This window comes from Rhodobacter capsulatus (genome assembly GCF_052363185.1).
Taxonomy (GTDB): domain Bacteria; phylum Pseudomonadota; class Alphaproteobacteria; order Rhodobacterales; family Rhodobacteraceae; genus Rhodobacter; species Rhodobacter capsulatus_E.
The window spans coordinates 2,379,241-2,403,005 of the sequence record NZ_CP198955.1; the positions used below are offsets into that span (position 1 = coordinate 2,379,241).

At 68.5% G+C, this 23,765-nt stretch carries 25 protein-coding genes; 14 read left to right on the forward strand and 11 right to left on the reverse strand.

The genetic code is table 11. The features are described from left to right. Positions 1-72: 72 nt before the first annotated feature. The gene (locus ACTTAG_RS11635; RefSeq protein ID WP_444462481.1) at positions 73-366 is read right to left on the reverse strand and encodes a hypothetical protein; all 294 of its coding nucleotides are present in this window, start codon (positions 364-366) and stop codon (positions 73-75) included. Continuing rightward, positions 366-1,610 (reverse strand): sarcosine oxidase subunit beta family protein, encoded by a 1,245-nt coding sequence (locus tag ACTTAG_RS11640; protein WP_444462482.1) that lies wholly within the window; start codon positions 1,608-1,610, stop codon positions 366-368. Before ACTTAG_RS11640 ends, ACTTAG_RS11635 begins: the two co-directional genes overlap by 1 nt. Before the next feature lie 238 nt (positions 1,611-1,848). Here ACTTAG_RS11640 and ccmI point away from each other — a divergent pair, with 238 nt between their 5' ends. From ccmI to ACTTAG_RS11660, 4 genes are all read left to right on the forward strand, one after another. Next, positions 1,849-3,120 carry a c-type cytochrome biogenesis protein CcmI gene (gene ccmI / locus ACTTAG_RS11645; RefSeq protein WP_444462483.1) on the forward strand — a complete coding sequence of 424 codons (1,272 nt, stop codon included), beginning with the start codon at positions 1,849-1,851 and terminating at the stop codon, positions 3,118-3,120. Continuing rightward, positions 3,117-3,596, forward strand: coding sequence for a Holliday junction resolvase RuvX (ruvX, locus tag ACTTAG_RS11650; protein WP_444462484.1), 480 nt, complete (start codon positions 3,117-3,119; stop codon positions 3,594-3,596). The genes ccmI and ruvX overlap by 4 nt, the downstream gene beginning before the upstream one ends. After that, complete coding sequence (locus tag ACTTAG_RS11655) at positions 3,589-3,840, forward strand: DUF1289 domain-containing protein (RefSeq protein ID WP_444462485.1); 252 nt, start codon at positions 3,589-3,591, stop codon at positions 3,838-3,840. The genes ruvX and ACTTAG_RS11655 overlap by 8 nt, the downstream gene beginning before the upstream one ends. Positions 3,841-4,101: 261 nt before the next feature. Then, entirely contained in the window at positions 4,102-5,097 is a 996-nt protein-coding gene (locus tag ACTTAG_RS11660; RefSeq protein WP_444462486.1) for a Hint domain-containing protein, read from the forward strand. A gap of 1 nt (position 5,098) precedes the next feature. On the opposite strand, the gene ACTTAG_RS11665 is transcribed toward ACTTAG_RS11660, so the two are convergent. After that, a complete protein-coding gene (locus tag ACTTAG_RS11665; RefSeq protein WP_444462487.1) occupies positions 5,099-5,317 on the reverse strand; it encodes a hypothetical protein in 219 nt (72 codons plus the stop codon). Positions 5,318-5,522: 205 nt separating this feature from the next. Here ACTTAG_RS11665 and ACTTAG_RS11670 point away from each other — a divergent pair, with 205 nt between their 5' ends. Further along, entirely contained in the window at positions 5,523-7,118 is a 1,596-nt protein-coding gene (locus tag ACTTAG_RS11670) for a peptide chain release factor 3 (RefSeq protein ID WP_444462488.1), read from the forward strand. Between the two features lie 58 nt (positions 7,119-7,176). On the opposite strand, the gene ACTTAG_RS11675 is transcribed toward ACTTAG_RS11670, so the two are convergent. The 5 genes from ACTTAG_RS11675 to ACTTAG_RS11695 are packed head-to-tail and all read right to left on the reverse strand — an operon-like array spanning position 7,177 to position 13,017. After that, positions 7,177-7,977, reverse strand: a complete 801-nt coding sequence (locus ACTTAG_RS11675) for a heme ABC transporter ATP-binding protein (protein ID WP_444462489.1) — start codon at positions 7,975-7,977, stop codon at positions 7,177-7,179. A gap of 3 nt (positions 7,978-7,980) precedes the next feature. Continuing rightward, the gene (locus tag ACTTAG_RS11680) at positions 7,981-9,054 is read right to left on the reverse strand and encodes a FecCD family ABC transporter permease (protein WP_444462490.1); all 1,074 of its coding nucleotides are present in this window, start codon (positions 9,052-9,054) and stop codon (positions 7,981-7,983) included. A 1-nt stretch (position 9,055) separates the two neighbouring features. Further along, positions 9,056-9,919, reverse strand: coding sequence for a heme/hemin ABC transporter substrate-binding protein (locus ACTTAG_RS11685; protein WP_444462491.1), 864 nt, complete (start codon positions 9,917-9,919; stop codon positions 9,056-9,058). Then, positions 9,916-10,980 carry a hemin-degrading factor gene (locus ACTTAG_RS11690; RefSeq protein WP_444462492.1) on the reverse strand — a complete coding sequence of 355 codons (1,065 nt, stop codon included), beginning with the start codon at positions 10,978-10,980 and terminating at the stop codon, positions 9,916-9,918. The genes ACTTAG_RS11685 and ACTTAG_RS11690 overlap by 4 nt, the downstream gene beginning before the upstream one ends. Positions 10,981-11,013: 33 nt before the next feature. Further along, positions 11,014-13,017, reverse strand: a complete 2,004-nt coding sequence (locus ACTTAG_RS11695; protein WP_444462493.1) for a TonB-dependent receptor domain-containing protein — start codon at positions 13,015-13,017, stop codon at positions 11,014-11,016. 154 nt (positions 13,018-13,171) lie between these two features. Between ACTTAG_RS11695 and ACTTAG_RS11700 the strand changes: the two genes are divergently transcribed. The 3 genes from ACTTAG_RS11700 to hutX all read left to right on the forward strand — a co-directional run bounded on the left by ACTTAG_RS11700 (position 13,172) and on the right by hutX (position 15,632). Continuing rightward, complete coding sequence (locus ACTTAG_RS11700) at positions 13,172-13,495, forward strand: antibiotic biosynthesis monooxygenase family protein (RefSeq protein WP_444462494.1); 324 nt, start codon at positions 13,172-13,174, stop codon at positions 13,493-13,495. A 236-nt stretch (positions 13,496-13,731) separates the two neighbouring features. After that, positions 13,732-15,123: a heme anaerobic degradation radical SAM methyltransferase ChuW/HutW gene (gene hutW, locus ACTTAG_RS11705; RefSeq protein WP_444462495.1), complete on the forward strand. Its 1,392-nt coding sequence runs from the start codon at positions 13,732-13,734 to the stop codon at positions 15,121-15,123. Positions 15,124-15,134: 11 nt separating this feature from the next. Next, positions 15,135-15,632 carry a heme utilization cystosolic carrier protein HutX gene (hutX, locus tag ACTTAG_RS11710; RefSeq protein WP_444462496.1) on the forward strand — a complete coding sequence of 166 codons (498 nt, stop codon included), beginning with the start codon at positions 15,135-15,137 and terminating at the stop codon, positions 15,630-15,632. 40 nt (positions 15,633-15,672) lie between these two features. Here the strand turns inward: hutX and ACTTAG_RS11715 are convergent, their stop codons facing one another. Next, on the reverse strand, positions 15,673-16,128 hold the full coding sequence (locus ACTTAG_RS11715) for a helix-turn-helix transcriptional regulator (RefSeq protein WP_444462497.1): 456 nt from the start codon (positions 16,126-16,128) through the stop codon (positions 15,673-15,675). Then, a complete protein-coding gene (locus ACTTAG_RS11720; RefSeq protein WP_444462498.1) occupies positions 16,107-16,379 on the reverse strand; it encodes a hypothetical protein in 273 nt (90 codons plus the stop codon). Before ACTTAG_RS11720 ends, ACTTAG_RS11715 begins: the two co-directional genes overlap by 22 nt. Before the next feature lie 406 nt (positions 16,380-16,785). Here ACTTAG_RS11720 and ACTTAG_RS11725 point away from each other — a divergent pair, with 406 nt between their 5' ends. After that, the gene (locus ACTTAG_RS11725; protein ID WP_444462499.1) at positions 16,786-18,897 is read left to right on the forward strand and encodes a TonB-dependent siderophore receptor; all 2,112 of its coding nucleotides are present in this window, start codon (positions 16,786-16,788) and stop codon (positions 18,895-18,897) included. Beyond that, positions 18,897-19,781, forward strand: a complete 885-nt coding sequence (locus ACTTAG_RS11730) for an alpha/beta hydrolase-fold protein (protein ID WP_444462500.1) — start codon at positions 18,897-18,899, stop codon at positions 19,779-19,781. Before ACTTAG_RS11725 ends, ACTTAG_RS11730 begins: the two co-directional genes overlap by 1 nt. Here ACTTAG_RS11730 and ACTTAG_RS11735 read toward each other — a convergent pair. Beyond that, the gene (locus ACTTAG_RS11735) at positions 19,732-20,040 is read right to left on the reverse strand and encodes a DUF2218 domain-containing protein (protein WP_444462501.1); all 309 of its coding nucleotides are present in this window, start codon (positions 20,038-20,040) and stop codon (positions 19,732-19,734) included. The genes ACTTAG_RS11730 and ACTTAG_RS11735 overlap by 50 nt on opposite strands. A 110-nt stretch (positions 20,041-20,150) precedes the next feature. Between ACTTAG_RS11735 and ACTTAG_RS11740 the strand changes: the two genes are divergently transcribed. The 4 genes from ACTTAG_RS11740 to ACTTAG_RS11755 are packed head-to-tail and all read left to right on the forward strand — an operon-like array spanning position 20,151 to position 23,672. Beyond that, positions 20,151-21,035 (forward strand): siderophore ABC transporter substrate-binding protein, encoded by an 885-nt coding sequence (locus ACTTAG_RS11740; protein WP_444462502.1) that lies wholly within the window; start codon positions 20,151-20,153, stop codon positions 21,033-21,035. Positions 21,036-21,041: 6 nt separating this feature from the next. Next, positions 21,042-21,980: an ABC transporter permease gene (locus tag ACTTAG_RS11745; protein ID WP_444462503.1), complete on the forward strand. Its 939-nt coding sequence runs from the start codon at positions 21,042-21,044 to the stop codon at positions 21,978-21,980. Beyond that, positions 21,970-22,917 carry an iron chelate uptake ABC transporter family permease subunit gene (locus ACTTAG_RS11750; RefSeq protein ID WP_444462504.1) on the forward strand — a complete coding sequence of 316 codons (948 nt, stop codon included), beginning with the start codon at positions 21,970-21,972 and terminating at the stop codon, positions 22,915-22,917. Before ACTTAG_RS11745 ends, ACTTAG_RS11750 begins: the two co-directional genes overlap by 11 nt. Continuing rightward, positions 22,914-23,672, forward strand: coding sequence for an iron ABC transporter ATP-binding protein (locus ACTTAG_RS11755; RefSeq protein ID WP_444462505.1), 759 nt, complete (start codon positions 22,914-22,916; stop codon positions 23,670-23,672). Before ACTTAG_RS11750 ends, ACTTAG_RS11755 begins: the two co-directional genes overlap by 4 nt. Positions 23,673-23,765 lie beyond the last annotated feature (93 nt).

The following is a 23,765-nucleotide window of genomic DNA, read 5'->3' on the forward strand; positions in this document are numbered from 1 at the left end:
CTGGGCAGGCGCCGGGGGCTTCGCGCCCCCGGACCCCCGCGGGATATTTGGACCAAGGTGAAAGGGGCGCGGTCAGCATGTGCAAACCCAGGTGTCGTCGCGCGACAGGGTGAGATCGAGCGCGTCGGAGGCGACGAAGGCGGCGACGACCTCGGACCAGGCGCGGCCGGTGGCCCCGGGCATGTCCGGGTAGTCGCAGGCGAGATAGTCGACCAGATGCGCCGGTTGGTCGGGTGTCAGGTTCGTCTTGTAATCCGGGTAATGGTCCTGCACCGCGCGCCAATCGGCGAAGGGGCGTTTCGAGAGCACCATGGCGCTGTCCAGAAAGACCAGCGTCAGTGCCGGGGAAGAGGCGGGCGCGGTCATCAATGCGCCACCCCCGCCGCCACGCTTTCGTCGATGAACTGGCCTTCCTTGAAGCGGTGCAGGCCGAATTCGGCGGCGAGCGGCGAGTAGCCCTTGGCCACCAGTTCCGCCATCGCAAAGCCCGAGCCCGGGATCGCCTTGAAGCCGCCGGTGCCCCAGCCGCAGTTGACGAAGATGCCCTCGACGGGCGTTTTCGACAGGATCGGCGAGCGGTCGCCCGTCATGTCGACGATGCCGCCCCATTGCCGCAGCATCTTCAGCCGCGAGATCACCGGGAAGGTCTCGATCAGGGCGCGGGTGGTTTCCTCGACATGGTGCCAGGAGCCGCGCTGCGAATAGTTGTTGAAGCCGTCGGTGCCACCGCCGATCACCAACTCGCCCTTGTCGGATTGCGACATGTAGCCGTGCACAAGGTTCGCCATCACCACGACGTCGATGGTGGGCTTGATCGGTTCGGACACCCAGGCCTGCAGCGCCATCGATTCGATCGGCAGACGGAAGCCCGCCATGCCCGCGAGCACGCTCGAATGACCGGCGACGACGATGGCCAGCTTGCCGCAGTCGATCGACCCGCGGGTGGTGTCGACGCCGACGACCTTGCCCTCGGCCGTGCGCACGCCGGTGACTTCGGTGTTCTGCAGCAGATCCATGCCCATGTCGGAACACGCCCGCGCATAGCCCCAGGCCACGGCGTCATGCCGCGCGGTGCCGCCCTTTTCCTGATAAAGCGCGCCCAGAACCGGATAACGCGGGCCCGCGATGTTCAGGATCGGGACGAGCTTCTTGACTTCCTTCGGCTCGATCCAGCGGGTTTCGACATTTTGCAGGTTGTTCGCGTAAACCGTGCGCTTGTAGCCGCGCATTTCATGTTCCGACTGCGCCAGCATCAAGAGCCCGCGGGGCGAGAACATGACGTTGTAGTTCAGATCCTGGCTCAGCCCTTCATAAAGCGAGCGCGCCTTTTCATAGATCGCGGCTGACGGGTCCTGCAGGTAATTCGAGCGGATGATCGTGGTGTTGCGCCCGGTGTTGCCCCCGCCGAGCCAGCCCTTTTCGATGATCGCCACATTCTTGATGCCATGCACCTTGCCCAGATAATAGGCCGTGGCCAACCCGTGGCCGCCCGCGCCGACGACAATCACATCGTAGCGTTTCTTCGGCTCGGGCGAGGCCCAGGCCTTTTCCCAACCGCTGTGGTAGCGCAGCGCCTCGCGCGCCACGGCGAAGATCGAATAGCGTCTCATCGGCCCTCTCTCGCTTCGGGTTGGGGGTGCCACAGGCTGCGCGCGCCCCGAGTCTGGCTGTTTCACCTTAGATGAACCGGGCCAAGCGCCGAAAGCCCCCCCCATGCGGCAATCGGCAGCAAAAAGCGACATCGTGCCCGACAGGCCCAACACGGAGCCGTGAAGGGCCGCCTTGCGCGGTTGTGTCTGTTCAAAAGGGGGGCAAAAGCCTTATGGGAGATGCAGGATAGGAGACCGCATGCTGTTCTGGATCATCTGCGCGACGCTTGTTGCCGCCATCGCCTTTGCCCTTGCCCTGACGCTGATCCGCCCGCGCGGCGCATCCCTGCCCGCCGCGGCGCAGGATCTGCAGGTTTACCGCGCCCAACTGGCCGAGGTGGAGCGCGACCTTGCCCGCGGCGTGCTGGGCGCCGAGGAGGCGGCGCGCACGCGGGTGGAAATCTCGCGCCGGCTGCTGGAGGCGGACCGGGCGGCGCAGGCGGAACCGGCCGCGGCCGAGGCGCCGCGCGGCGGCACGCTGGTGGCGGCAGCGCTGACGGTCGCGGCGCTTTCGGCAACCTTCGTGATCTATGACCGGCTCGGCGCGGCGGGGCTGCCCGATGCGCCGCTGGCCAAGCGCCTGGCCGAGGCCGACACGCTTTACAAGGCCCGCCCCGATCAGGCGGCGGCGGAACAGACGGCCGCGGCCGATCGCAAGGCGGTCGAAGCGGCGGCCACAGCCGCAGGCCGCCCGGTTCCCGCGCCCGATCCGAAATTTCTCGAATTGATGGAGCGGCTGCGCAAGGCGGTGGCCGAGCGGCCGAACGACCCGCAGGGGTTGGCGCTTCTGGCGGAAAACGAGATGGCTTTGGGCAATTCCCGCGCCGGATGGGAGGCGCAGCGGCGGCTGATCGCGCTCAAGGGCGATCAGGCCAGCGCCGCCGATCACACCCGGCTGGGCGAATATCTGACCATTGCCGCGGGCGGGCTGGTGACGGCCGAGGCCGAGGCGGCCTTTGCCCGGGCGCTGGAGCTTGACCCGCAAGACGGGCTGGCGCTCTTTTATATCGGCATGATGATGGGGCAGAACGACCGCCCCGACCGCGCCTTCCGGCTGTGGGATGCGGCGCTGCGGGTCTCGCCGCCAGACGCGCCCTGGGTGGGGGTGATCGCGCGCGACATCGAGGCGCTGGCCTTTCTGGCGGGCGAGCAGGAATACACGCCGCCGCTGCCCGTGCCCCCGGGCCCCACGGCCGAGCAGATGCAGGCGGCCGAGGACATGACCCCGGAAGACCGGCAGGCGATGATCCGCGGCATGGTGGACAATCTGAACGCGCGGCTGGCCAACGAGGGCGGCTCCTCCGAGGAGTGGGCGCGGCTGATTTCCGCGCTGCTGGTGCTGGGCGAAACCGAGCGCGCCGCGGCGATCACCGCCGAGGCGCGCACGAAATTCACCGGCCGCGCCGAGGATCTGGCGCGGATCGAGGCGGCCGCGGCGAAATCGCCCGACCAGCCCGGGGCCGCGCCATGATCTGCGCCGATATTCCCGCCTTTGCGGGCCTGCTGCCGCGGGTGGGGGCGCTCGCCGGGCTGGATCTGGGCACGAAGACGATCGGGGTCTCGGTCTCGGACACGTTGCGCGGCATCGCCACGCCCTTGCGCACGATCCGGCGCGAGAAATTCACCCTTGATGCGGCGGAGCTTCTGAAGATCGTCGCCGAGCGCCAGATCGTCGGGCTGGTGCTGGGGCTGCCGGTGAACATGGACGGGACCGAGGGGCCGCGGGCGCAATCGACACGGGCTTTCGCGCGCAACCTTGAAAAACTGACGCCGACGCCCATAACCTTCTGGGACGAGCGGCTTTCGACCGTGGCCGCCGAACGGGCCATGCTCGAGGCCGATCTGTCGCGCAAGCGCCGGGCCGAACTGGTCGATCACGTCGCGGCGGGGTTCATTCTGCAAGGCGCGCTCGACCGCCTTGCGCATCTGGGGCGCGGGCATGGCTGAGAACAGGCCGGAAAACACCGACGGGATCTGGAAACGGGCGGAAATCGACACGCCCTGCGTGAAGATCTGCCAGATCCACCCGACCGAGCGGCTTTGCATCGGCTGTCTGCGCACTCTGGATGAAATCGGCCGCTGGTCGCGGATGAACCCCGAAGAGCGCCGCGCGGTGATGGCCGATCTGCCCGCCCGCGCCCCGCGTCTGGCCCAGCGCCGCGGCGGGCGCGCGGCGCGACAGGCGGAATAAGGGGGGGGGGGCGCTGCCCCCCGTCCGCAAGCGGACTCCCCCCGGGATATTTGCACCAAGGTGAAAGCAGCACCCCGGGTTTCGTTTCACCTTGGCCGAAATATCCCGGGGGGTGAATGGCCGACAGGCCAGAGGGGGGCAGCGCCCCCCTGCCCCCCGTCCAGCCCCAGCGGCGCCTTGACGTGCGGGGGGCGCGGGCATTAACCGAATTTGCAACAGATGCTGCGATCCTCGCCCAACCCTTCGTGCCCCGGACCCGCCATGACCGCCCCGCGTTCCCTGCCGCCTCAGGTCGTCCATGTCTATGAGGCCGATCTGATCTGGGTGACCTCGGGCGCCAATCAGGGCGACGGGCTTGATCTGGCCGCGCTGTGCCAGCCCGGCGATGTCTATCAGCTGGAACGCGATGCCCGGCCCCTGCGGCTGCTGATCGCCGCCGATCCCGACACCGGGCAGCGCATCTGCGCGGGCTCCGAACTGGGCGCCGCGGGGGACCGAATCGCCCTGATGGCGCGGCATGTGTTCATCGCCCCCGATGGCGACACGGTCGACATGCTGTTGATCCGGCACGAGGAAACGCAGATCCTTTATGCCCTGCCGCTGTCGCCGATCGCGCCGCGGGTCGATTACACGCTGCTGGAAGCCACCGACGATCCGGGCGATGTGCGGCTTTCCGACCTTGTCTGCATCGCCTTCACCACCGGAACGCTGATCACCATGGCGGGGGGCGCGCAGCGCCCGATCGAGACGCTGGCGCCGGGCGACCGGGTGCTCACGCGCGACAGCGGACCGCAGCCGGTGCGGCTGGTGGCGCGGGCGACGCTGCGGGCGCTTGGCTCTTTCGCGCCGGTGGTGATTTCGGCGGGCACGCTTGGTAATGAAAGCGATCTCGTCGTCGCGCCGCATCACCGGGTGTTCCTCTATCGGCGCGGCGAAAAGCGGCTGGGCGACACCGCCGAAATCCTTGTTCAGGCCAAGCATCTGGTCGATGGCGAACATGTCTGGCGCCGCGAGGGCGGCTATGTCGATTATTTCGCGCTGGTCTTCGACCGCCACGAGATCGTCTATGCCGAAGGCGTGCCGGTCGAAAGCCTGCAGGTGTCCGAGGCGACGCTGAACCTGATGCCCGAGGAATTGTCCTCTGAAATCAAGGCCCGCCTGCCCGATCTGAGCCACACGCCGCATTTCGGCACCGAGGCCGGGCGCGAGATGCTCGACCGGGTCGGGCGCGCGGCGCTGTTTCGCAAGAAGGACTGAGCTAGCCCGCGGCGCGACCGCAGCTGCAGCGGTCTTCCGGGCGCGCATGCGGATCGGTGCAATCGGCACAATCCCAAGCCCCTTCGCCCTCGTGACGGCAGAGCTTCAAGTCCAGGTGTTTTTCACGGTCCCTGGCGGTGAACAGCGGCACCCCGCAATAGGGGCACAGAACCGTTTCGCGCACATTCAAGGACCCGGCAGCGGGATCGACCCTTGCCATGGCAGCCTCCTGTCCCGATCGGGGTCGGGCGCGTAAACGACCCCTGTCCGCCGAAAACAGGCCCCCCCACGAAACCCGCCCGGCGCTTCGCAGAGATTGGAACGATTCTACGCAACCCGCCATGATCCGGATCAATTTGCCGCAGCCCAGGCGCGAAAAATCCGTCCGTCTTGCCCGCCATCCCGCCTTGCGGTAAAGGCCGCGCATGAGCAACCGTGCCCCCCTCCCGCCCGAAATCGCCCGCCGCCGGACCTTTGCGATCATCTCGCACCCCGACGCCGGGAAAACGACGCTGACGGAAAAATTCCTGCTGTTCGGGGGCGCGATCCAGATGGCGGGGCAAGTCCGCGCCAAGGGCGAGGCGCGGCGCACGCGCTCGGACTTCATGAAGCTGGAACAGGAACGGGGCATCTCGGTTTCGGCCTCGGCGATGAGCTTCGATTTCCGTCAGTATCGCTTCAATCTGGTCGACACCCCCGGCCACTCGGACTTTTCCGAGGACACCTATCGCACGCTGACCGCGGTTGACGCCGCGATCATGGTGATCGACGGGGCGAAGGGGGTGGAAAGCCAGACCCGCAAGCTGTTCGAGGTCTGCCGGCTGCGCGATCTGCCGATCCTGACCTTTTGCAACAAGATGGACCGCGAAAGCCGCGACACCTTCGAGATCATCGACGAGATTCAGGAAAATCTGGCGATCGACGTGGCCCCGGCGTCCTGGCCGATCGGGATGGGGCGCGACTTCGTCGGCTGCTACGACATCCTGCACGACCGGCTTGAGTTGATGGACCGCGCCGACCGCAACCGCGTCGCCGAAAGCATCAAGATCGACGGGCTCGACGATCCGAAGCTGGCCGATCATGTGCCCGCCGATCTGCTGGCCAAGCTGCGCGAGGAAGTGGCGATGGCGCGCGAGCTGCTGCCCGCTTTTGATCGGCAAAGTTTCCTTGAGGGCCACATGACGCCGATCTGGTTCGGCTCGGCGATCAACTCGTTCGGTGTCAAGGAGTTGATGGACGGCATGGGCGAATATGGCCCCGAGCCGCAACCCCAGCGCGCCGCCGAGCGGCAGATTTCCTCGGACGAAACCCCGGTCACCGGCTTTGTCTTCAAGGTGCAGGCGAACATGGACCCGAAGCACCGCGACCGCGTGGCTTTCGTGCGTCTGGCGTCCGGGCATTTCGAGCGCGGCATGAAGCTTTTGCATGTGCGTTCGGGCAAGCCGATGGCGGTTTCGAACCCGGTTCTGTTTCTGGCCGCCGACCGCGAACTGGCCGAAGAGGCCTGGGCGGGCGACATCATCGGCATTCCGAACCACGGGCAATTGCGCATCGGCGACGCGCTGACCGAGGGGGAAAAGCTGCGCTTCACCGGCATTCCGTCCTTCGCGCCGGAACTGCTGCAGGCGGTGCGCTCGACCGATCCGATGAAGGGCAAGCATCTGGAAAAGGCGCTGATGCAATTCGCCGAGGAAGGCGCGGCCAAGGTCTTCAAGCCGATGATCGGCTCGGGCTTCATCGTCGGCGTCGTCGGCGCGCTGCAATTCGACGTTCTGGCCAGCCGGATCGAGATCGAATACGGCATTCCGGTGCGGTTTGAATCCTCGCAATTCACCTCGGCGCGCTGGGTGCAGGGGCCAAAGGATCTGGTCGAGAAGCTGGTCAATGTGAACAAGCAGCATATCGCGACGGATCATGATGGCGACATCGTCTTCCTGACCCGTCTGCAATGGGACATCGACCGGGTGGTGCGCGATTACGAAGGCGTGAAGCTGTCGGCGACGAAGGAAATGATGCAATAAGCGCAGGGGGTTGCCCCGCGCGGGGCGGGCGGTGTCGCCCCCCCTTTTGCGCCGCACCCTATTGCGCCGCGCCAAGGCCCTGCCCGAGCGAGGCCGCCTGCGGCAGCAGCCAGACGCCCTTGGCCGGCGCGGTGTTGATGCACAGCTGACAGCGATAGGCGCGCGACAGAAGCGGCGCGGTCATCACCTCGGCCGGTTTGCCCGCCGCCGAGACCCGGCCCGCCTCCATCAGCACCATCGCCTCGGCATGCATCGCGGTCAGGTTCAGATCATGCATCACCGCCACGACGCCGCCGCCCGCATCGGCAAAGCGGCGCAGCACCGCCATCACCTGCAGCTGATGGCCGATGTCGAGCGCCGCCACCGGTTCATCGACGAACAGCCAGGCCGGGCGGCCCTCGCGCAGCGGCGCCCAGACCTGCGCACGGACCCGGGCCAGATGCCCCCGCGCCTGTTCGCCCCCCGACAGGTCGTGAAAGAAACCGTCGATGCGGGGCAAAAGGTCGACCTCGGCCAGCGCCGCCTCGACCACGCCCGGATCGGCGGCGCTGGCCCCGGCCTGATGGCCCATCGCCACCACCTCGCGCAGGGTGAAGGGAAAACCGACCGCCGTGGCCTGCGGCAGCACCGCCCGGCGCTGCGCCAGCAGCCGCGGCGGCAGATCCGCCAGCCGCTCGCCCTCCAGACAGATCGCCCCCGCCCCGGCCAGATCGCCCGTCAGACGCCGCAAAAGCGTCGTCTTGCCAGAGCCGTTCGGCCCGACGATGGCGGTGATCTGCCCCGGGCGGGCCTCGAAATCGACGTCGTGCAGCACGGCGCGGCCACCCAGCGCGGCGCAGACATTGCGGGCCAAGAGCATGGCTCAGATCTCCAGAACGGCCCGGCGGGCCAGCAAAATCCACAGGAAAACCGGCGCGCCGATCAGCGCCATGATGATGCCGATGGGCAGCTCTGCCGGGGCGACGGCCAGCCGCGCCACGGTATCGGCGCCGATCAGCAGCGCCGCCCCGAACAAAGCCGAAAGCGGCAGCAACAGCCGATGTCCGGGGCCGACCGCCAGCCGCAGGATATGCGGCACGACGATGCCCAGAAAGCCGATCCCGCCCGAGACCGCCACCGCCGCCCCGGTCATCGCCGCCACGGCGAGGATCGTGCCGCGCTTGATCCGCTCGACCGGAACGCCCATGTGACGGGCCACCGCCTCGCCCAGCGCCATCGCATCGAGCCCGCGCGCCAGAAAAGGCGCGAGCGCGAGCCCCGCCAAAAGGATCGGCGCCGCGGCCGCCAGCTTCAGCCAGTTCGCCCCAGAGAGCGAGCCCAGCCCCCAGAAGGTCAGGTCGCGCAGCTGCGCATCATCGGCCAGATAAATCAGGATGCCGGTCACCGCACCCGCCAGCGCCCCCAGCACGATCCCGGCCAGCAGCATCGTCGCCATCGAGGTGTGGCCGCGCAGGCTGGCGATGCGGTAGAGCACCACCACCGCCACCCAGCCGCCCGCAAAGGCCAGGATCGGCACCAGATAGATCCCCGCCAGATCGCGCAGGGCGAGCGGCAAAAGCCCGCCCAGAACGATGGCGATCACCGCGCCAAGCCCCGCCCCCGCGCCAACGCCCACCAGCCCCGGATCGGCCAGCGGATTGCGAAAGAGCCCCTGCATCAGCGCGCCCGAGACCGCCAGCCCCGCCCCCACCAGCGCCCCCAGAAGCAGCCGGGGCAGCCGGATATCCAGCAAGATCGCCCATTCGGCCGGGCTCAGATCGCGGGCAAGCGGCGCCCAGGGCACCAGCCCCGAGGCGCCAAGGCTCAGGCTGGCTGCCGCCGCCACCAGCAAAAGCCCGACCAGCGCAAGCGCCACCCCGGCCCCCGGCAGCCGCGGCGCCTGCGGGGCCGGATCGGGACGTTTGAACGCGCTGCGGGCGCCAAGGACATCGGTCATCTTACGGCGCCCCGGAAACCGGTGCGGCGGGGTAAAGCGCGGCATGCAGCGCGGTGATCGCCTGCGGCGTGCGCGGACCAAAGCCCAGAAGGAACATCCCCTCCAGCCGCACCACCCGCCCGGCCCGCCCCGCGGGCGTCGCCGCCAGCGCGGGATGGGTCGTCACCTCGGCCGCGCCAGGACCGCCCGGCTCGGCCGCCGGATTGCGCGCCATCATCAAGATCACCTCGGGCGCGGCGGCCGCGATCGCCTCGTCGCCGAGCGCCTTGTAGCCCGCAAAGCCCGAGAGCGCGTTTTCGCCCCCCGCCAGCGCGATCATCGCCTGAGCCGAGGTGCCCGTCCCCGCCCCGGTCAGCCGCCCGCCCGTGTCGGACAGGATGAACAGCACCCGCGGCTTCGGCCCGGTCTGACGCGCCACGGTGGCCAGCGCCTCCGTCATCTCGGCCTCGATCCGCGCCGCCAGCGCCCTGCCCTTGTCCGCCACGCCCAGCGCCGCGGCGACGGCCCGCACCTTGGCCAGAACCGCCGCGGGGCTGTGCCCTTCGGGGATCGTCGCCATCGCCACCCCCGCGCCGCGCAGGGTTTCCAGCGTCTCGGGCGGGCCCGCGCCTTCGGTCAGCAAGATCAGATCGGGGCTGACCGACAGCACCCCCTCGGGCGAGAGCTGGCGCATGTAGCCCACATCGGGCAGCGCCTGCGCCTGCGGCGGAAAGGTCGTGGTGGTGTCGCGCCCGACCAGCCGCCCCTCCTCGCCGAGCGCAAAGACCACCTCGCTCACGCCGCCACCGATCGAGAGGACACGGTCTTGCGCCGCCAGCCCCGCGGGCAGCATCGCCAGCGCCAGCGCCCAAAAGAGCCGGATCATTGCGCCGCCTCCATCAGCTGCGCATCGGGCAGCTCGGCCACCAGCGCATTCCACTGCGCCACCGCCAGATCGCCCGCCCGCAAGACGCCGAAAACCTGCGCGATCAGCGCGCCGCGATCATCGAAGAACTCGACCGAATGCGCCGGGCCGCGGGCGGTGTTCTTCACCACCGCATAGATTTCCGCAATCGCATCCATGCGCAGATGCAGATCGAAGCCGTGATCGAACAGGGTGAGCCAGGGCCCGGCATCCCCCGCCTGCGCCACCGGCCCGGTGTGGATCTCGATGCAGCCGCGGTTGCCGACAAAGATCATCATCGGCACCTCGGCCTCGACCGCGCGATAGAGCAGCCGCTCCACCGATCCGGGCGCCAGACGGCGCACGAAAGGCGCCCCCGCCAGCCGATAGGCGCCCAGCCGGTTCATCTTCAGCTTCGCGCAAAGGCGCAGGAATTGATGTGTGTCTTCGAGCGCTTCCCAGCCCGCGCACAGCTCGGCCAGCTTCGCGGGATCGGCCTTTGCCACCTCGGGCGGGATGCGCGGCACAAGCGGCAGCACCGTGCCCTGATCGGCCAGCCGCAGATCGTCGACCAGCGCTTGCCAGCCCGTCGCATCGCTGTCGGGGCGCAGGTGGATCTTGTGCACAGCATCGCCCGCCGCATCAAAGATCTGCAGCGCGCGTTTCACCCCCTTTTCCGTCTCTTCCTCCAGCGCGAAGGCATGCACCCATTGCGCAGGGAAAAGCCGCAGGTCGATGGCCTCGTTCACCACCAGCGCCGCATGCGGGCCCGGGCGGTAGTCATCATAGATGCCGACCTTTTCGATCACGCAGGCGTCGTTGCGGGTCAGCGCCATCAGCGGCCCGAAGGCCTTCAGCCGCGGGATCAGCGCATCGGGATGGGCGGCGATGCGGGTGGCGCCAAAGCCCACCAGCGCGGCGCAGATCTCGGCTTCGGCGATGCCCAGATAGGCGGCCATGTCGCGCGCATGCCGACGCGGGTCTTGCGCCCGGACCTTGCGGATGTCTTCGGGGCTGAGGCTGCCCATGCTCATTCCTTCCATGATTAGATCGAAACCGCCGTTCGGAACCGCAACTCAGAACCGCAGAGAGGTGCCCAGATGCAGGGTCCGGCCCTGCCCGTTTTCAGAGGCATTGGCCGACAGCCAGGGCGCATAGACCTCGTCAAAGACGTTGGTGACCTTGGCGTAGATCACCGCATCCTCGGTCAGGTCATAGCTGGCGAAAAGATCGACCAGCTCGTAGCTGTCGTCCTTTTGATAGGGCGTGGACGTATAGGCGTCGGTGAAAAGCCCACCCGAAACATGGGTGTATTGCGCCCCGAGCGTCAGCCGATCCGCCATGAAATCACGCGAGAGCCGCACGGAGACGGTGTCATCGGGCAGATATTGCCCCGCGCCAAGGCCCGGGGTCTGGCTGGGCAGGTGGCTCGAATTATGCGTGTAGCTCACGCCCAGATCGAAGGCGCGGTGGGCATAATCCAGCTCGATCTCCACCCCCTCGGTCTCGGTCGTGCCCGGCACGTTGACGAAGGCCGCCCCGGTCTGGCCAAAGGCATTGGTGAAGGCCATGGAGGTGACGACGTAGTTTTCCACATCCATGTTGTAATAGTTCACCCGCCCGCTCAGCCGGTCGCCCTGCGCAAAAAGCCCCTCGCGGTCCAGGGTGAAGCCCAGCTCGACGCCCTCTTCCGTCTCGGCCTCCAGCCGCGGGTTGGCGATCATGCCGATGCCGCCGCCCGGATGGCTGCCGCCCAACATGGTTTCCTGCAGCGTCGGCGAGCGCATCGCCCGCGACAGCGTCACATAGGGCTGCAGCCAGTCCGTCGCCTGATAGGCCAGTGTCAGCTTCGGATCGAGCGAGCTATTGCTGATGTCGATCCTGCCTTGCGAGGCCTCTCCGTCCAGCCGGTAGGAATTGGCGCGCAGCCCCGCGGTGATCTCCCATTTGCCATTGACGAAGGCGTTTTCCGTGAAAGCCGACAGCCGACGCGCCTTGCCCGTGGTCGGGTTCACCCCGCCCTTGGTGCCGCCCAGCCGATCCTGCGCGGCCTCGATCCCGTTCACGCTGGTCAGCCGCCAGGCGCCAAGGCTCAGCTCGGACGTGTTCGTCACGTCAAGCCCGCTGGTCGTGGTCGACATGATGCGCCCCACCGACGAGGCAAAGGGAGAGCTGCCACGCAGCCACTCGGTCTCGGTCTTGGCGACATAGGCATTCACCCGCAGATCCACCAGCGCCGAGCCCGGCGCGTAATGATAGCCGATCTTCGCCACATCATTCGTCAGATGCTGGAAATAGCTCGTGGCAAAGAAATCCGTCTCGTAGCGCATCAGCGAAAAGGTCAGCCGCTGCGTCTCGGTCAGGTCATAGCCAAGCTTCAGCAGCGCCGAGGAAATGTCGGTCCCGGTATTGGCGACCTCGATGCCGTCGCCGTCCTCGTAGCTCGCGCCCGCATGACGGCTGATCGCGGCCAGCGCATCGAACCGCCCCGCCTTCATCGCCGCCGCGGCCATCCCCGAGCCGGTATCGCCGTTCGAGCCGTAGTCAAGCCGCACCAGCCCGCCCCGCGTCTGCCCGTCCTTCAGCACGTCCTCGACCTCGAGCGTGCGGAAATTCGCCGAACCGGCAATGCCCGACCCGCCCAGCCCGGTCACCGGACCGCGCGTGATGTCGATCCCGGCAAGCAGGTTTTCATCCACGAAAACATAGCCCTGCGCGGCATGCCCGGTCAGCCGGAAGGTCTGCGGCACGCCATCAAGCGACATCGCCACCCGGCCCGAGCCCTCGAAGCCGCGGATATTGACCGACACCCCCGGATTGCCCGGATCCTGTTGCGTGAAAACCGAGGTCTGGCGGCGCAAAAGCCCGTCCAGATCGGCGCCGCTCGTGGCGCCGCGCAGGTCTTCGCCGTCCAGATGGGTGGCGTTTTCCCCCGCCAGAATCGGGGTGCCATCCTCGGCATAGCCGATCACGATCTGACCCAGATAGGTGGTGGCCGCGGGCTCCTCTGCCGCAAGCGGCAGGCTGAGCGCGGTGGAGCAAAGCAGACAGGCGGCCAGATGCCGCGACGCGAAGCGCATGGTGTTCTCCCAGTCAAAGACAAACTCGGCTTTGCTGGCGATGCGCTGGCAGGTCGGTATCTGGCGGCAGAAGTCGATTAATTTACAAATCTTGTCAAGTATTGATTTGCCGCCTAGACTGGCCCCGTTCGACCCCGATCCGGAAAGGCCCCCGATGTTTCTTGCGATGAACCGCTTCACCGTCCCCCTGGAAAACGCCGCCGAGTTCGAGGCGCTGTGGCTGGGCCGCGATTCGCGGCTGCAGGAACTGCCCGGCTTCGTGGAATTCCACATGCTGCGCGGCCCCGAGGCCGAGGATGGCACCCGGCTTTACGCCTCGCATACGGTCTGGGAAAGCGAGACCGATTTTCACGTCTGGACCCGGTCGGAGCAGTTCCGCGCCGCCCATGCCCGCGCGGGCGAGGGGCGCAAGCTGCATGCGGGCGCGCCGCGGTTCGAGGGCTTCACCTCGATCCAGTGCAAGACCCGCGCGGGCTGAGGCGCCCTCTTGTCGCAGTCGGGCGGCGGGGGCGACCTCGCCTCTTGACAAAATCACTCAGAAATATTTTCTCTGCCGCAAGCCCGATCCCGGGCCCCCTGCCCAGCATGTCGCCAGGTGTTTCCCAGGTGTTGACCCCGGTGAATTGACCTCGGTGAAAGGCCCGACATGCCCGCAGTTCCCTCTCTGCCCGTTTCCCCGCTGCCCGTTTCCCGTCTTGCCGCAAGGGGCCGCGCATGACCGCGGCGCTCGTGCATCCCGCCGCCCTGCAGGGGCCGCCGCCGCTGGAAAGCTTCTTTGCCCGGCTGGGCGAGGATCCGCTCTCCTGCGCCTTTCCGCGCAAGGGCGGCGCGCATCCGGGCGGGCCGATGGCGCCGGTGTCCGCGGCGCAGCTGGCCGCCGAATGGGACCGGCTGATGGCCACCCCGCGCAGCCGCCGCGCCGTGGCCTATGTCCATATCCCGTTTTGCGAAAACCACTGCCTGTTTTGCGGCTTTTACCAGAACCCCTGGCGGGCCGATCTGGGCACGGCCTATGTCGATGCGCTGATCGCGCAGCTGGCGGGTTTTGCCCGGCTCCCGGCGCAGGACGGCCCGCCGCTGCAGGCGGTCTATCTGGGCGGCGGCACGCCCACGGCGCTTGCCGCCCCCGATATCGCCCGGCTGGTGCGCGCCATCCGCCGCCATCTGCCGCTCGCGCCCGATTGCGAAATCACCCTTGAAGGCCGCATCCATTCCTTTGGCACGGAGAAGGCCCGCGCGGCCTTTGACGCCGGGGTGACGCGGATTTCGCTTGGCGTGCAAAGCTTCTCGGACGCGATCCGCCGCCCCTTGGGCCGCAAGGCCAGCCGCGCCGAAATCCTGCAAGCGCTGCAAGAGCTTGTGGCGCTCGATCAGGGCGCGGTGATCGTTGATCTGATGTTCGGCCTGCCCGGCCAAAGCCCCGAGGATGTCGCCGCCGATGTGCGGATCTGCGCCGATCTGGGGCTTGACGGGCTTGACCTTTACGCGCTGAACCTGATCCCCGGCACGCCGCTTCTGACCGCGATCGAGAAGGGCAAGAAACAGGTGGCCGCCCCCGACCGGCTGGGCCATTTCTTCGCCGCGGGCGAGGCGGCGGCCGAGGAAATGGGCTGGGTGCCGATCTCCACCTCGCATTGGCAGGGCAGCCTGCGCGAACGCTCGGTCTATAATCTGGCGGTGAAGAGCGGGGCGGATTGTCTGGCCTTCGGCGCGGGCGCGGGCGGCTTTCTGGACGATCTGAGCTTTCGGCTGACCCCCGATCTGGCGCGCTATTCCGGGCAGGCGGCGGCGGGCACCGGGCTTGTCGCGGGGATGATGCGGCAATCGGCCAGTGCCCCCGTCGCCCAGGCGATCAAGGCGGGGATGGAGCGCGGCCTGCTCGATCTTGCCCGCGCCGAAACCGCGTTGAAGACCCTGATCCCCAGCCCCGCCCAAAGCCTGACCGATCATTTCGCGCCGCTTCTGGCGCAATGGCAGGCGGCCGGGCTCTGGGCGCCGCAGCACCGCTTTTACCGGCTGAGCCGCGCCGGGCGGTTCTGGCAGGTGCCGATGACCACCCGCCTTCTGGGCTGGCTCGCCCAACACCCCGACCTTTCCCGAAGCTGACGGAGACGAAGATGACCCAGACGATTGCCGAAGCCCTGGCCGCCACCCCCCATGCGGCGCTGGAAGACATTGCCCGGGCGGCCAATGCCACGCCGCTTGCGGTGCTGGCCGCGCTGCCCGCGGGCGAGGTGACCGCCCTGCCCGGCGCGCGGATGGTCGAGGTTCTGGACGCGATGGCGGGCTGGGGCGAGATCACCCTTGTCGTCAACACCGGCCCGGTGATCCTAGAGGCGAAAGCGCCGCTGCAGGGCGGCACGGTGGCGCAGGGGATGTATAATTTCAAGGGCAAGCCGATCGGCGGCCACCTGAAAATCGACGCCTGCACTTGTGTCGCCTTCGTGCGGCGCCAGCTTTTCGGCAGCGAAACCCGCTCGGTGCAGTTTTACGACACCGAGGGCAGCTGCATGTTCAAGGTCTATCTGGGCCGCGACGCCAGCCGCCAGATGATCCCGGCGCAGATCGCGGCCTTTGACGCGCTGGAACGGCGCCTGTGCGAAGCCGTCGCCTGACCAAGCCGCGGGCCGGGCTCAATCAGCCGGGCTGGGCGGCTCAGCCCGCCCCGCCCGGCTGATCAACCGCGACAGCCCGGGGCGGACCCGACGGGATCACCGCCGAGGGCGAGAGGCCCCGATGGCGCTTGAAGGCGGTGGAGAAACTCTCGACCGAGACGATTCCCGCCACATGCGCCGCCTCGGCGACGCTGGCCCCCGCGCGCAGCGCCGCCTCGGCGCGCTCCATCCGCAGCGCCCGGATGCGCTCTTTGGCCGAGGTGCCATGGGCGCGCCGAAACAGCCGCTGCAGCGAGGACAGGCTCAGCCCCGCCTCCTGCGCGATCTGCGCCAGATCGGGCACGGGGCCGGGCCGCAGCGCCCGTTCCTCCAGCCGCCGCAGCCGGTCGCTTTCGGCCGGACGCAGCGGGCTTGCCGCGCGCGACAGACGCTCGATCAGCCCGGCGACGAGGCCAAACACCATCGCCTCGCGCGTCACCATGGCAGAGGGCGGCAAGCCCCCCCCGCCCCGGCCTCGTCCAGCGCCAGAAGCTGCTCGGCCATGGCGATTTCGGCGGCGCTGGCGGGCCAGTCCTGCTGGCAGAAATCGGATGCGCCCAGAACCATCTCGGCGCCGATCCCGCGTTCGGCCAACCAGTCCCAGCCGATGTCGATGCTGACCTTGCGCAGATGCGCCCCCGCCCGCGCCCGGCGCAGGAAGGGCGCATCCCGGCGCAGCGCGTAAAAAGGCCAGCCGCACCGGCGCATCGCCCACCCGCCCCAGCCGCAGCCGATGCGGGCCGATATAGGCCTCGGCGGTGCCGGCCAGGATCACATGCACCACAACCCCCGGCGCGCGCAGGATGCGGGTTTCGAAATCGGTCGCGGCGGCGGCATCAAGCGTGTGCAGCCGCAGCCCCGAGGGCAGAGCCCCCGCCACCCGCACGCCGCAGAGCGCCACCCGCTCGGGGCGAATCGTGGCGCCGAAATCCTCGCCGGACAGATGCGCCCCCGCGGCGATGTCTTGCAACAGGATCGGTCGGTTCATCGCGGCCCCAGTCTGACGGTTTTCGCAAGCAGGTTGACAGTTTTCGCAAGCCCGGGCCGTGGCGGGGCCCGGGTGGTCCGCGCAATATACTACTAAAATTATCAGATATAAAGAACGAGGAACCGAATGCCGAAACTGACGATCCGCATGGCGCTGGCGCTGAGCAGCGCGCTTGGGATGCCGGGGCTTGCCGCCACCACCGCCCGGGCCGAAGACACGACCACGCTCGAGGCGATCACGGTCGAGGGGGCAAGCTACGAAACCGAGGGCTCGAACAGCTACAGAAGCGGGCTGATCTCGGTGGGCGAAAAGGCCGCGATGACCCCGCGCGAAGTGCCGCAATCGACCTCGGTGGTGACGCGCAAGCAGATCGAGGACGGCGGCTACACCGCGCTGGAAACGGCGGTGGAAAACATCCCCGGGCTTCTGGTGCTGTCCAATGACGTCGGCCGCTCGTCGCTGTTTTCGCGCGGCTTCGAGTTCGATTATCTGTATTACGACGGCCTGCCCGCCCCGGTCAGCTCGATCTATGGCACCCAGCCCGACCTGTCGATCGTCGATCACATCGAGGTGCTCAAGGGCCCCTCGGGGCTCTTCATCGGCACGGGTTCGCCCGCGGGGTCGGTGAACATGCGGCTCAAGCAGGCCAGCCGGACCGAGCCGGGCGGCTATGTCACCACCGCGCTCACCTCGGCGGGGCAAAAGCGGATCGAGCTGGATTACGGCGGCGCGCTGAACGCCGCGGGCAGCCTGCGCGGGCGGGTGGTGGCCGCCCATGCGCAGGGCGACGGCTTCATCGACAAGCAGGAAAACGGCGTCGATCAGCTTTATGGCGCGCTGGCCTGGGACATCACGCCCACCACCACCGCGACCTTTTCGATTTCGAACATGCGTCGCGACATTGCCCCCTACAACGGCCTGCCCAGCCATGCCGATGGCAGCCTGCTCTGGCTCGACCCCGCCACCACCACGGCGGCCGACTGGAACCGGTTCGACAATGACGTGACCGATGGCGTCGCGGCGATCGAGCACCGTTTCGACACTGGCGCCCGGGTCAAGACCAGCCTGCGCCGGTCGCATCAGACGGGCGATTTCCTGTATGCCTATACCGGATCACCGGCGGCGGCCGACAATACCGTGTCGCAGCTGTCCTGGATCGCGCGGGATTTCACCCATGACACGCTGGCCTTCGACGCCCATGCCGAACTGCCCTTCGCGCTGGGCGGCTGGGAGGGGCTGGCGATCCTCGGGCTTGATGCCCAGCGCGCCGAAACCACGCTGCGCGCGGCCTCGGGCGCCTTCACCGGCAGCTGGGATCTGGACAGCTGGGACACCTCGGCTCTGGCTGCGCCGGCGGTGGTCTATGGCAATGCCGCCACCACCGAAACCGACCAGAAAGGCGCCTATGCGCAGCTGCGGCTGAAGCCGCTCTCGGCGCTGACGCTTCTGGGCGGCGCGCGGCTGAGCTGGGTCGATGTCGATGCGGTCTCGGCCAGCGGCGCGACTTCGCATGTGGGCGAGGATGCGCATCTGACGCCCTTTGTCGGGGTGACCTGGGACATCCGCCCCGATACCACGCTTTACGCGAGCTACACCGAGATCTTCCAGACCCAGACCGCGCTCGATGCCTCGGGCAAGGTGCTCGATCCGCTGAAGGGGCAGCAGATCGAGATCGGCGCCAAGGCGGATCTGGCCACGGGGCTGGCCGTTTCGGCGGCGCTCTTCCAGCTGGATCAGGTGAACCGCGCCCAGTCGGTGCCGGGCACGACCTATTCGGTGGCCGCGGGCGAGGTGCGGGTCCGCGGCTTCGAGATCGAGGCGGCCGGCGAGATCGGCGACAATCTGCATCTGGCGGCGGGCTACACCTGGTCGGACTCGGAATATCGCAACGGGACCACGGCGGGGAACGTCTTTTCCACCTATACGCCGCGCCACCTGCTGAAGCTGTCGGCGGAATATGACGTGACCGAGGGGCGCCTTGCGGGCTGGTCCTTTGGCGGGCAATGGCGGGCGATGTCGGACTTTTATTCCGTCTCGGGGGCAAGCACGATCCGGGCGCCGGGCTATGGCGTCGTCGATCTGACCGCCAAACGCGCGCTGGATGACACCACCGATCTGCGGCTGACGATCTCGAACGCCTTCGACAAGGACTATTATTCCCGCGTCGGCGGCACCAGCGTGTTCAACTTCCGCGGCGAGCCGCGCAGCGTCTCGCTGGCGCTGACGCGGCGGTTCTGATGCGGCGGGTGCTGGCGCTGATGCTGGCCCTGCCGCTTCTGGGCGGGACCGGCGCGCAAGCCGAGATCCCTGCTGTGCCGCAGGATCTGGGACCGGCGCTGGTGCTCGATCGCACCGCCCGGTTCACGGTCTCCGGGCCGCAAGGGCCGCTTGCGGTGGTGGTGGGCTGGCCCGAGGCGCCGCCCCCGCCCGAGGGTTACGGCATCCTTTATGCCCTTGATGCGGGCTGGAGTTTCGCCACCCTGCGCGAGGCGCTGGTGCTGCAGGGATCGGCGCAGGCGGCGGGGCCGGTGCGGCCCACGGTGGTGGTGGGCATCGGCTGGCCCGGGCCGGGGCTGATCGACCTTGCCCGGCGCGGCCCCGATCTGATCGAGGCGCCCGGGGCCGATGCCACGCTGGCTTTGCTGACCGACACGATCCTGCCGCGGGTCGAGGCCGTCCTGCCCGTCGATCCGGCGCATCGGATGGTTCTGGGCCATTCCTATGGCGGCGCCTTTGCGCTGCGGGCGGGGGTTCGCCCGGCCCGATCTTTTCAGCCATGTCGCGGCGGGCAGCCCCTCGCTCTGGACCGATCCGGGGGCCTATGCGCCGCCGCCCGGGCCGCGCCCGGCGGTTCTGCTGACGATCGGCGCGCTGGAGCGCCCCGCTGCGGCCCGGGCCGCCGGGGTCGCCCCCCGAGCGGGTCGCGCGGCTCGCCGAACGCGACATGGCGGGCCGGGCCGAGCGGCTGGCGCAGGATCTGGGCACCCGGCTGCAAGAGGTGCCCGGTCAGGGTCACGGCGGCTCTGTCCCCGGTTTTCTGGCCGCCGCGGTCGGTTTTCTGTGGCGCTGATCTCAGCCGGTCTCGCCCGGCCCCGCCTCGATCTGCCAATGCAGGCCGGTAAACCCCTCGCGATGGGCAAAGGTCACCAGATGGCTGTCGACCACAAACCGCGACTGGATCATCGCCTTGGCATCCTCGGCGGTGATCCGCACCAGAAGCGCCCCGTCCTCGGCCCGCAGCGTCACCGGGCCCGAGGGCAGCGCCGCCCGACCCTGCGCCGCGTCCCAATCTGCCGGAACCTTGTGGGCGAAATGCTTGCACAGCTGCGCGATGTATTTCGCGGCATGCGGGGTGACGAAACGGGCGGTGGTGACAAACATGCGTATATCCTTAGTTTTTTTGTAGGCTACCCGCTGGTCAATCCCCGGACAAGGGGATATCCGATCCGGCGCGAAGCCAGTTTCAGCCACGCCCAACCCGGAGAGACCCGATGAAACGCTTTGCACTTGCGGCGGCGCTGACGCTGGCCGCCCTTCCCGCCCTGGCCGATCCGGTGACGATCGCCACCGCCCGCGGCCCGGTCAGCCTGCCCGCGCGGCCCGCCTCGGTCGCGGTCTATGATGTCGCCGCCGCCGATACGCTGGCCGCGCTGGGGGTGCCCGCCGCGGGCCTGCCCGAGAAGCTTTACGTCCGTTATCTTGACCCGAAAGCCGCCGCGCCGATCGGCACGCTGTTCGAGCCGGACCTAGAAGCGCTGTCGGCCCTTGCCCCCGATCTGATCGTGGTGGGGGCGCGCTCGGCGGCGCAATTCGACGCGGTGGCACAGGTGGCGCCGACGCTCGACATGACGATTTCCGCAGATGTGGTCGGCGACGCCCGGGCGCGGCTGGCCGCCTATGGCGCGCTTTTCGGCAAGGAGGCGAAGGCGGCCGAACTGGCAGCGGCGCTTGATGCCCGCATCGCCGCGGTGCAGGCGGCGGCGCAGGGCAAGGGCGATGCGCTGATCGTGCTGACGAACGGGCCGAAAATTTCCGCCTATGGCCGCGGCTCGCGCTTTGGCTGGCTGCATGACACGGTCGGCCTGCCCGAGGCTTATCCCGCGCTGAAGCCCGAGGTGCATGGCGATGCGATCTCGTTTGAATTCATCGCCGAGGTCGATCCCGACTGGCTGATTGTCGTCGATCGCGGCGCCGCCACCGGGGCCGAGGGGCCCGCGGCGCTGGAAACGCTCGACAACCCGCTGGTGGCGGGGACCAAGGCCGCCAAGGCCGGGCAGGTGGTGACGCTGAACGCCGCCAATCTTTACATCGCGGGCGGCGGCTATCAGGCGCTGATGGAAAATCTGGCCGAACTTCTGGCCGCGCTGAAAGGCTGATCGCCGATGCCGCGCCCGCTGATCCTTGCGCTTGGCGCCCTTGGCCTGCTGGCCCTTGCCAGCCTTTGCATCGGCGCGGCCAGTCTGGACGGCCGGGTGGGGCTGTTGCTCTCGGTCTCGCGTCTGCCGCGCACGGCGGCGGCGATTCTGACCGGGGCGGCGCTGGCGGTGGCGGGGGTGGTGATGCAGCAGATCGTGCGCAACCGCTTTGTCGAGCCCGCCACGGCCGGCACGCCCGAGGCGGCGGCGGCGGGGCTTCTGGCGATCACGCTCCTCGCCCCGGCCGCGCCGATCTGGCTCAAGATGGGCGTGGCCGCGGTTTCGGCCCTTGTCGGCGCGGTGCTCTTCGCCGCGCTGATCCGCCGCCTGCCCCCGCGCGAGATCTATCTGGTGCCGCTTTCCGGTCTGATCCTCTCGGGCGTGCTGGGCGCGGGGGTGACCTTTGTCGGCTGGGAAACCGACCTTCTCCCCTATGTCTCGATCTGGCTGATGTCGGGGGAATTTTCCGGTGTCATTGCGGGGCGTTACGAGATGCTCTGGATCGCGGGCGCGGCGGTGGCGCTGGCCTGGTTTGCCGCCGACCGCTTCGCGATCCTCGGCCTTGGGCCCGAGGCCGCCACGGCGCTTGGCCTGAACCCCCGCGCCGTGCTGCGCCTTGGCCTTGCGGTGGTGGCGCTGGTCACGGCGATGGTGGTGGTGACGGTGGGCATGTTTCCCTTTGTCGGGCTGATCGTGCCCAATCTGGTGACGCGGGCGATGGGCGACAATCTGCGCGCCGCGCTGCCGGTGGTGGCTTTGGGCGGCGCGGGGCTGGTGCTGGGCTGCGATATCCTTGGGCGGGTGCTGATCCATCCCTATGAAATCCCGGCCGGAACCCTTCTGGGCGTGGTGGGGGCGCTGGCCTTCCTGTGGCTTTTGTGGCGAGGCGACCGCGATGGGGCTTAGGCTTTGGGCAACCCTTGCCGCGCTTTTGGCGCTGGTTACCGGGCTGTGGCTCTTTCAGGGGCTTTCGGGCAACACGGGCTTCGTGCTGGGACTGCGGGCGGGAAAACTCGCGGCGCTCGCCCTTGTGGCGGCCTCGGTGGCGATGGCGACGGTGCTGTTTCAGACCGTGGCGCAAAACCGGATCCTGACGCCCTCGATCATGGGGTTTGATGCGCTTTATCTGCTGGTGCAAAGCCTGTCGCTGGCCGTCCTTGGCATCTCGGGCTTTGCCGCCTTGCCTGCGGGGCCGAAATTCCTGATCGAAACCGCGCTGATGGCGGGGCTTGCCGCGGCGCTGTTCGGCACGCTTCTGGGCCGCGCGCGGGGGGCCGACATCGGCCGCACGATCCTGAGCGGGGTGATCCTCGGCATCCTCTTTCGCGCCGGATCGGTGCTGGTGATGCGGGTGCTTGACCCGAATGCCAATGCCGTCGTGCAATCGGTGAGTTTCGCCAATTTCTCCCGCCCCTCGGTCGAGACGCTGCTTTACGCCGCCGCCCTTGCCCTGCCCGCGATGGCGCTGGCGCTTTGGCTGGGGCCGCGGCTGGACGTGCTGGCTTTGGGGCGGGACCGGGCGCTGTCGCTTGGCCTGCCGCATCGGGCGATGGTGCTGGGCACCTTGGCGCTGGTCGCCGTGCTGACCGCGACGGCGACGGCGCTGGTCGGGCCGATCGCCTTCTTCGGGCTGATCGTCGCGGGGCTGGCGCACAGCTTTGCGCCCGGGGCGTCGCATCGGCGGCTTTTGCTTCTGGCGGCGGGGCTTGCGCTGATCGGGCTCATTGGCGGGCAATGGGCGTTCGAGCGGGTTCTGGGCCTGAAAGCCACGCTCAGCGTCGTGCTGGACTGCGGCGGCGGGCTCTTGTTCCTGATCCTTCTGATGCGGGGAAAAATCCGATGATCGAGGTTTTGGACCTGTCTTTCGCCGTGGGCGGGGTGCAGATTCTGGCGCCGACGACGCTGACCCTGCCCGCGGGGCAGATCACCGCGCTGATCGGGCCGAACGGGGCGGGAAAATCGACGCTCTCGCGGCTGATCGCGCGGATCGAGACGCCGCCGCCCGGCACGGTGCGGGTGAACGGGCTCGATGTCGCCGCGACCCCGGGCGGGCGGCTGGCGCGCGAGCTGGCCTTTCTGGGGCAACACACCGGGCTGGCCTCGCGGCTGCGGGTGCGCGAGTTGGTGGCCTTTGGGCGCTGGCCGCATTGCCATGGCCGTCCGGGGCCCGCCGATCAGGCCGCGATCACCCGGGCGCTGCGCGATTTCGATCTGGAACCGCTCGCCCATCGCTTTCTGGACACGCTTTCGGGCGGGCAGGCGCAAAGGGCGCATCTGGCGATGGCGGCGGCGCAGGAAACGCCCTGGCTGATCCTCGACGAGCCCCTGAACAACCTCGATCTGGCCCATGCCCGCGCGCTGATGGCGCATCTGGCGCGGCTGCGCGATGCGGGCGGATCGGTGCTGATCGTGCTGCATGATCTGAACTTTGCCGCCGCCTGGGCCGATCATGTGGTGGCGATGAAGGCGGGCGCGGTGGTGGCTGCGGGCCCACCCGCGCAGGTGCTGACCGGCCCGCACCTGTCCGCGCTTTACGAGACCGAGATCGCGGTTTCCACACAGGGCGGCCGCCCGCTGGTGCTGCATCACCTGCCGTAAAGGCGGTTACGCGCGCCCTGTCGGCGCGGGGTCTGCGGCACCGGGCGGCTTGAGACGAATCCCGGCCGGGTGTGAAATGGGCGCGGGACGCCA

Bases quoted from the DNA above. Each gene is read 5' to 3' on its own strand.
- ruvX (WP_444462484.1), top strand. From the start codon at position 3,117: ATGATCTGCGCCGATATTCCCGCCTTTGCGGGCCTGCTGCCGCGGGTG.
- ACTTAG_RS11730 (WP_444462500.1), top strand. From the start codon at position 18,897: ATGCGGCGGGTGCTGGCGCTGATGCTGGCCCTGCCGCTTCTGGGCGGG.
- ACTTAG_RS11675 (WP_444462489.1), bottom strand. From the start codon at position 7,977: ATGCTCTTGGCCCGCAATGTCTGCGCCGCGCTGGGTGGCCGCGCCGTG.
- ACTTAG_RS11655 (WP_444462485.1), top strand. From the start codon at position 3,589: ATGGCTGAGAACAGGCCGGAAAACACCGACGGGATCTGGAAACGGGCG.
- ACTTAG_RS11670 (WP_444462488.1), top strand. From the start codon at position 5,523: ATGAGCAACCGTGCCCCCCTCCCGCCCGAAATCGCCCGCCGCCGGACC.
- hutX (WP_444462496.1), top strand. From the start codon at position 15,135: ATGACCCAGACGATTGCCGAAGCCCTGGCCGCCACCCCCCATGCGGCG.
- ACTTAG_RS11725 (WP_444462499.1), top strand. From the start codon at position 16,786: ATGCCGAAACTGACGATCCGCATGGCGCTGGCGCTGAGCAGCGCGCTT.
- ACTTAG_RS11695 (WP_444462493.1), bottom strand. From the start codon at position 13,017: ATGCGCTTCGCGTCGCGGCATCTGGCCGCCTGTCTGCTTTGCTCCACC.
- ACTTAG_RS11660 (WP_444462486.1), top strand. From the start codon at position 4,102: ATGACCGCCCCGCGTTCCCTGCCGCCTCAGGTCGTCCATGTCTATGAG.
- ccmI (WP_444462483.1), top strand. From the start codon at position 1,849: ATGCTGTTCTGGATCATCTGCGCGACGCTTGTTGCCGCCATCGCCTTT.
- ACTTAG_RS11750 (WP_444462504.1), top strand. From the start codon at position 21,970: ATGGGGCTTAGGCTTTGGGCAACCCTTGCCGCGCTTTTGGCGCTGGTT.
- ACTTAG_RS11740 (WP_444462502.1), top strand. From the start codon at position 20,151: ATGAAACGCTTTGCACTTGCGGCGGCGCTGACGCTGGCCGCCCTTCCC.
- ACTTAG_RS11680 (WP_444462490.1), bottom strand. From the start codon at position 9,054: ATGACCGATGTCCTTGGCGCCCGCAGCGCGTTCAAACGTCCCGATCCG.
- ACTTAG_RS11665 (WP_444462487.1), bottom strand. From the start codon at position 5,317: ATGGCAAGGGTCGATCCCGCTGCCGGGTCCTTGAATGTGCGCGAAACG.
- ACTTAG_RS11700 (WP_444462494.1), top strand. From the start codon at position 13,172: ATGTTTCTTGCGATGAACCGCTTCACCGTCCCCCTGGAAAACGCCGCC.
- ACTTAG_RS11745 (WP_444462503.1), top strand. From the start codon at position 21,042: ATGCCGCGCCCGCTGATCCTTGCGCTTGGCGCCCTTGGCCTGCTGGCC.
- ACTTAG_RS11640 (WP_444462482.1), bottom strand. From the start codon at position 1,610: ATGAGACGCTATTCGATCTTCGCCGTGGCGCGCGAGGCGCTGCGCTAC.
- ACTTAG_RS11735 (WP_444462501.1), bottom strand. From the start codon at position 20,040: ATGTTTGTCACCACCGCCCGTTTCGTCACCCCGCATGCCGCGAAATAC.
- ACTTAG_RS11755 (WP_444462505.1), top strand. From the start codon at position 22,914: ATGATCGAGGTTTTGGACCTGTCTTTCGCCGTGGGCGGGGTGCAGATT.
- ACTTAG_RS11635 (WP_444462481.1), bottom strand. From the start codon at position 366: ATGACCGCGCCCGCCTCTTCCCCGGCACTGACGCTGGTCTTTCTGGAC.
- ACTTAG_RS11685 (WP_444462491.1), bottom strand. From the start codon at position 9,919: ATGATCCGGCTCTTTTGGGCGCTGGCGCTGGCGATGCTGCCCGCGGGG.
- ACTTAG_RS11720 (WP_444462498.1), bottom strand. From the start codon at position 16,379: ATGCGCCGGTGCGGCTGGCCTTTTTACGCGCTGCGCCGGGATGCGCCC.
- hutW (WP_444462495.1), top strand. From the start codon at position 13,732: ATGACCGCGGCGCTCGTGCATCCCGCCGCCCTGCAGGGGCCGCCGCCG.
- ACTTAG_RS11690 (WP_444462492.1), bottom strand. From the start codon at position 10,980: ATGGAAGGAATGAGCATGGGCAGCCTCAGCCCCGAAGACATCCGCAAG.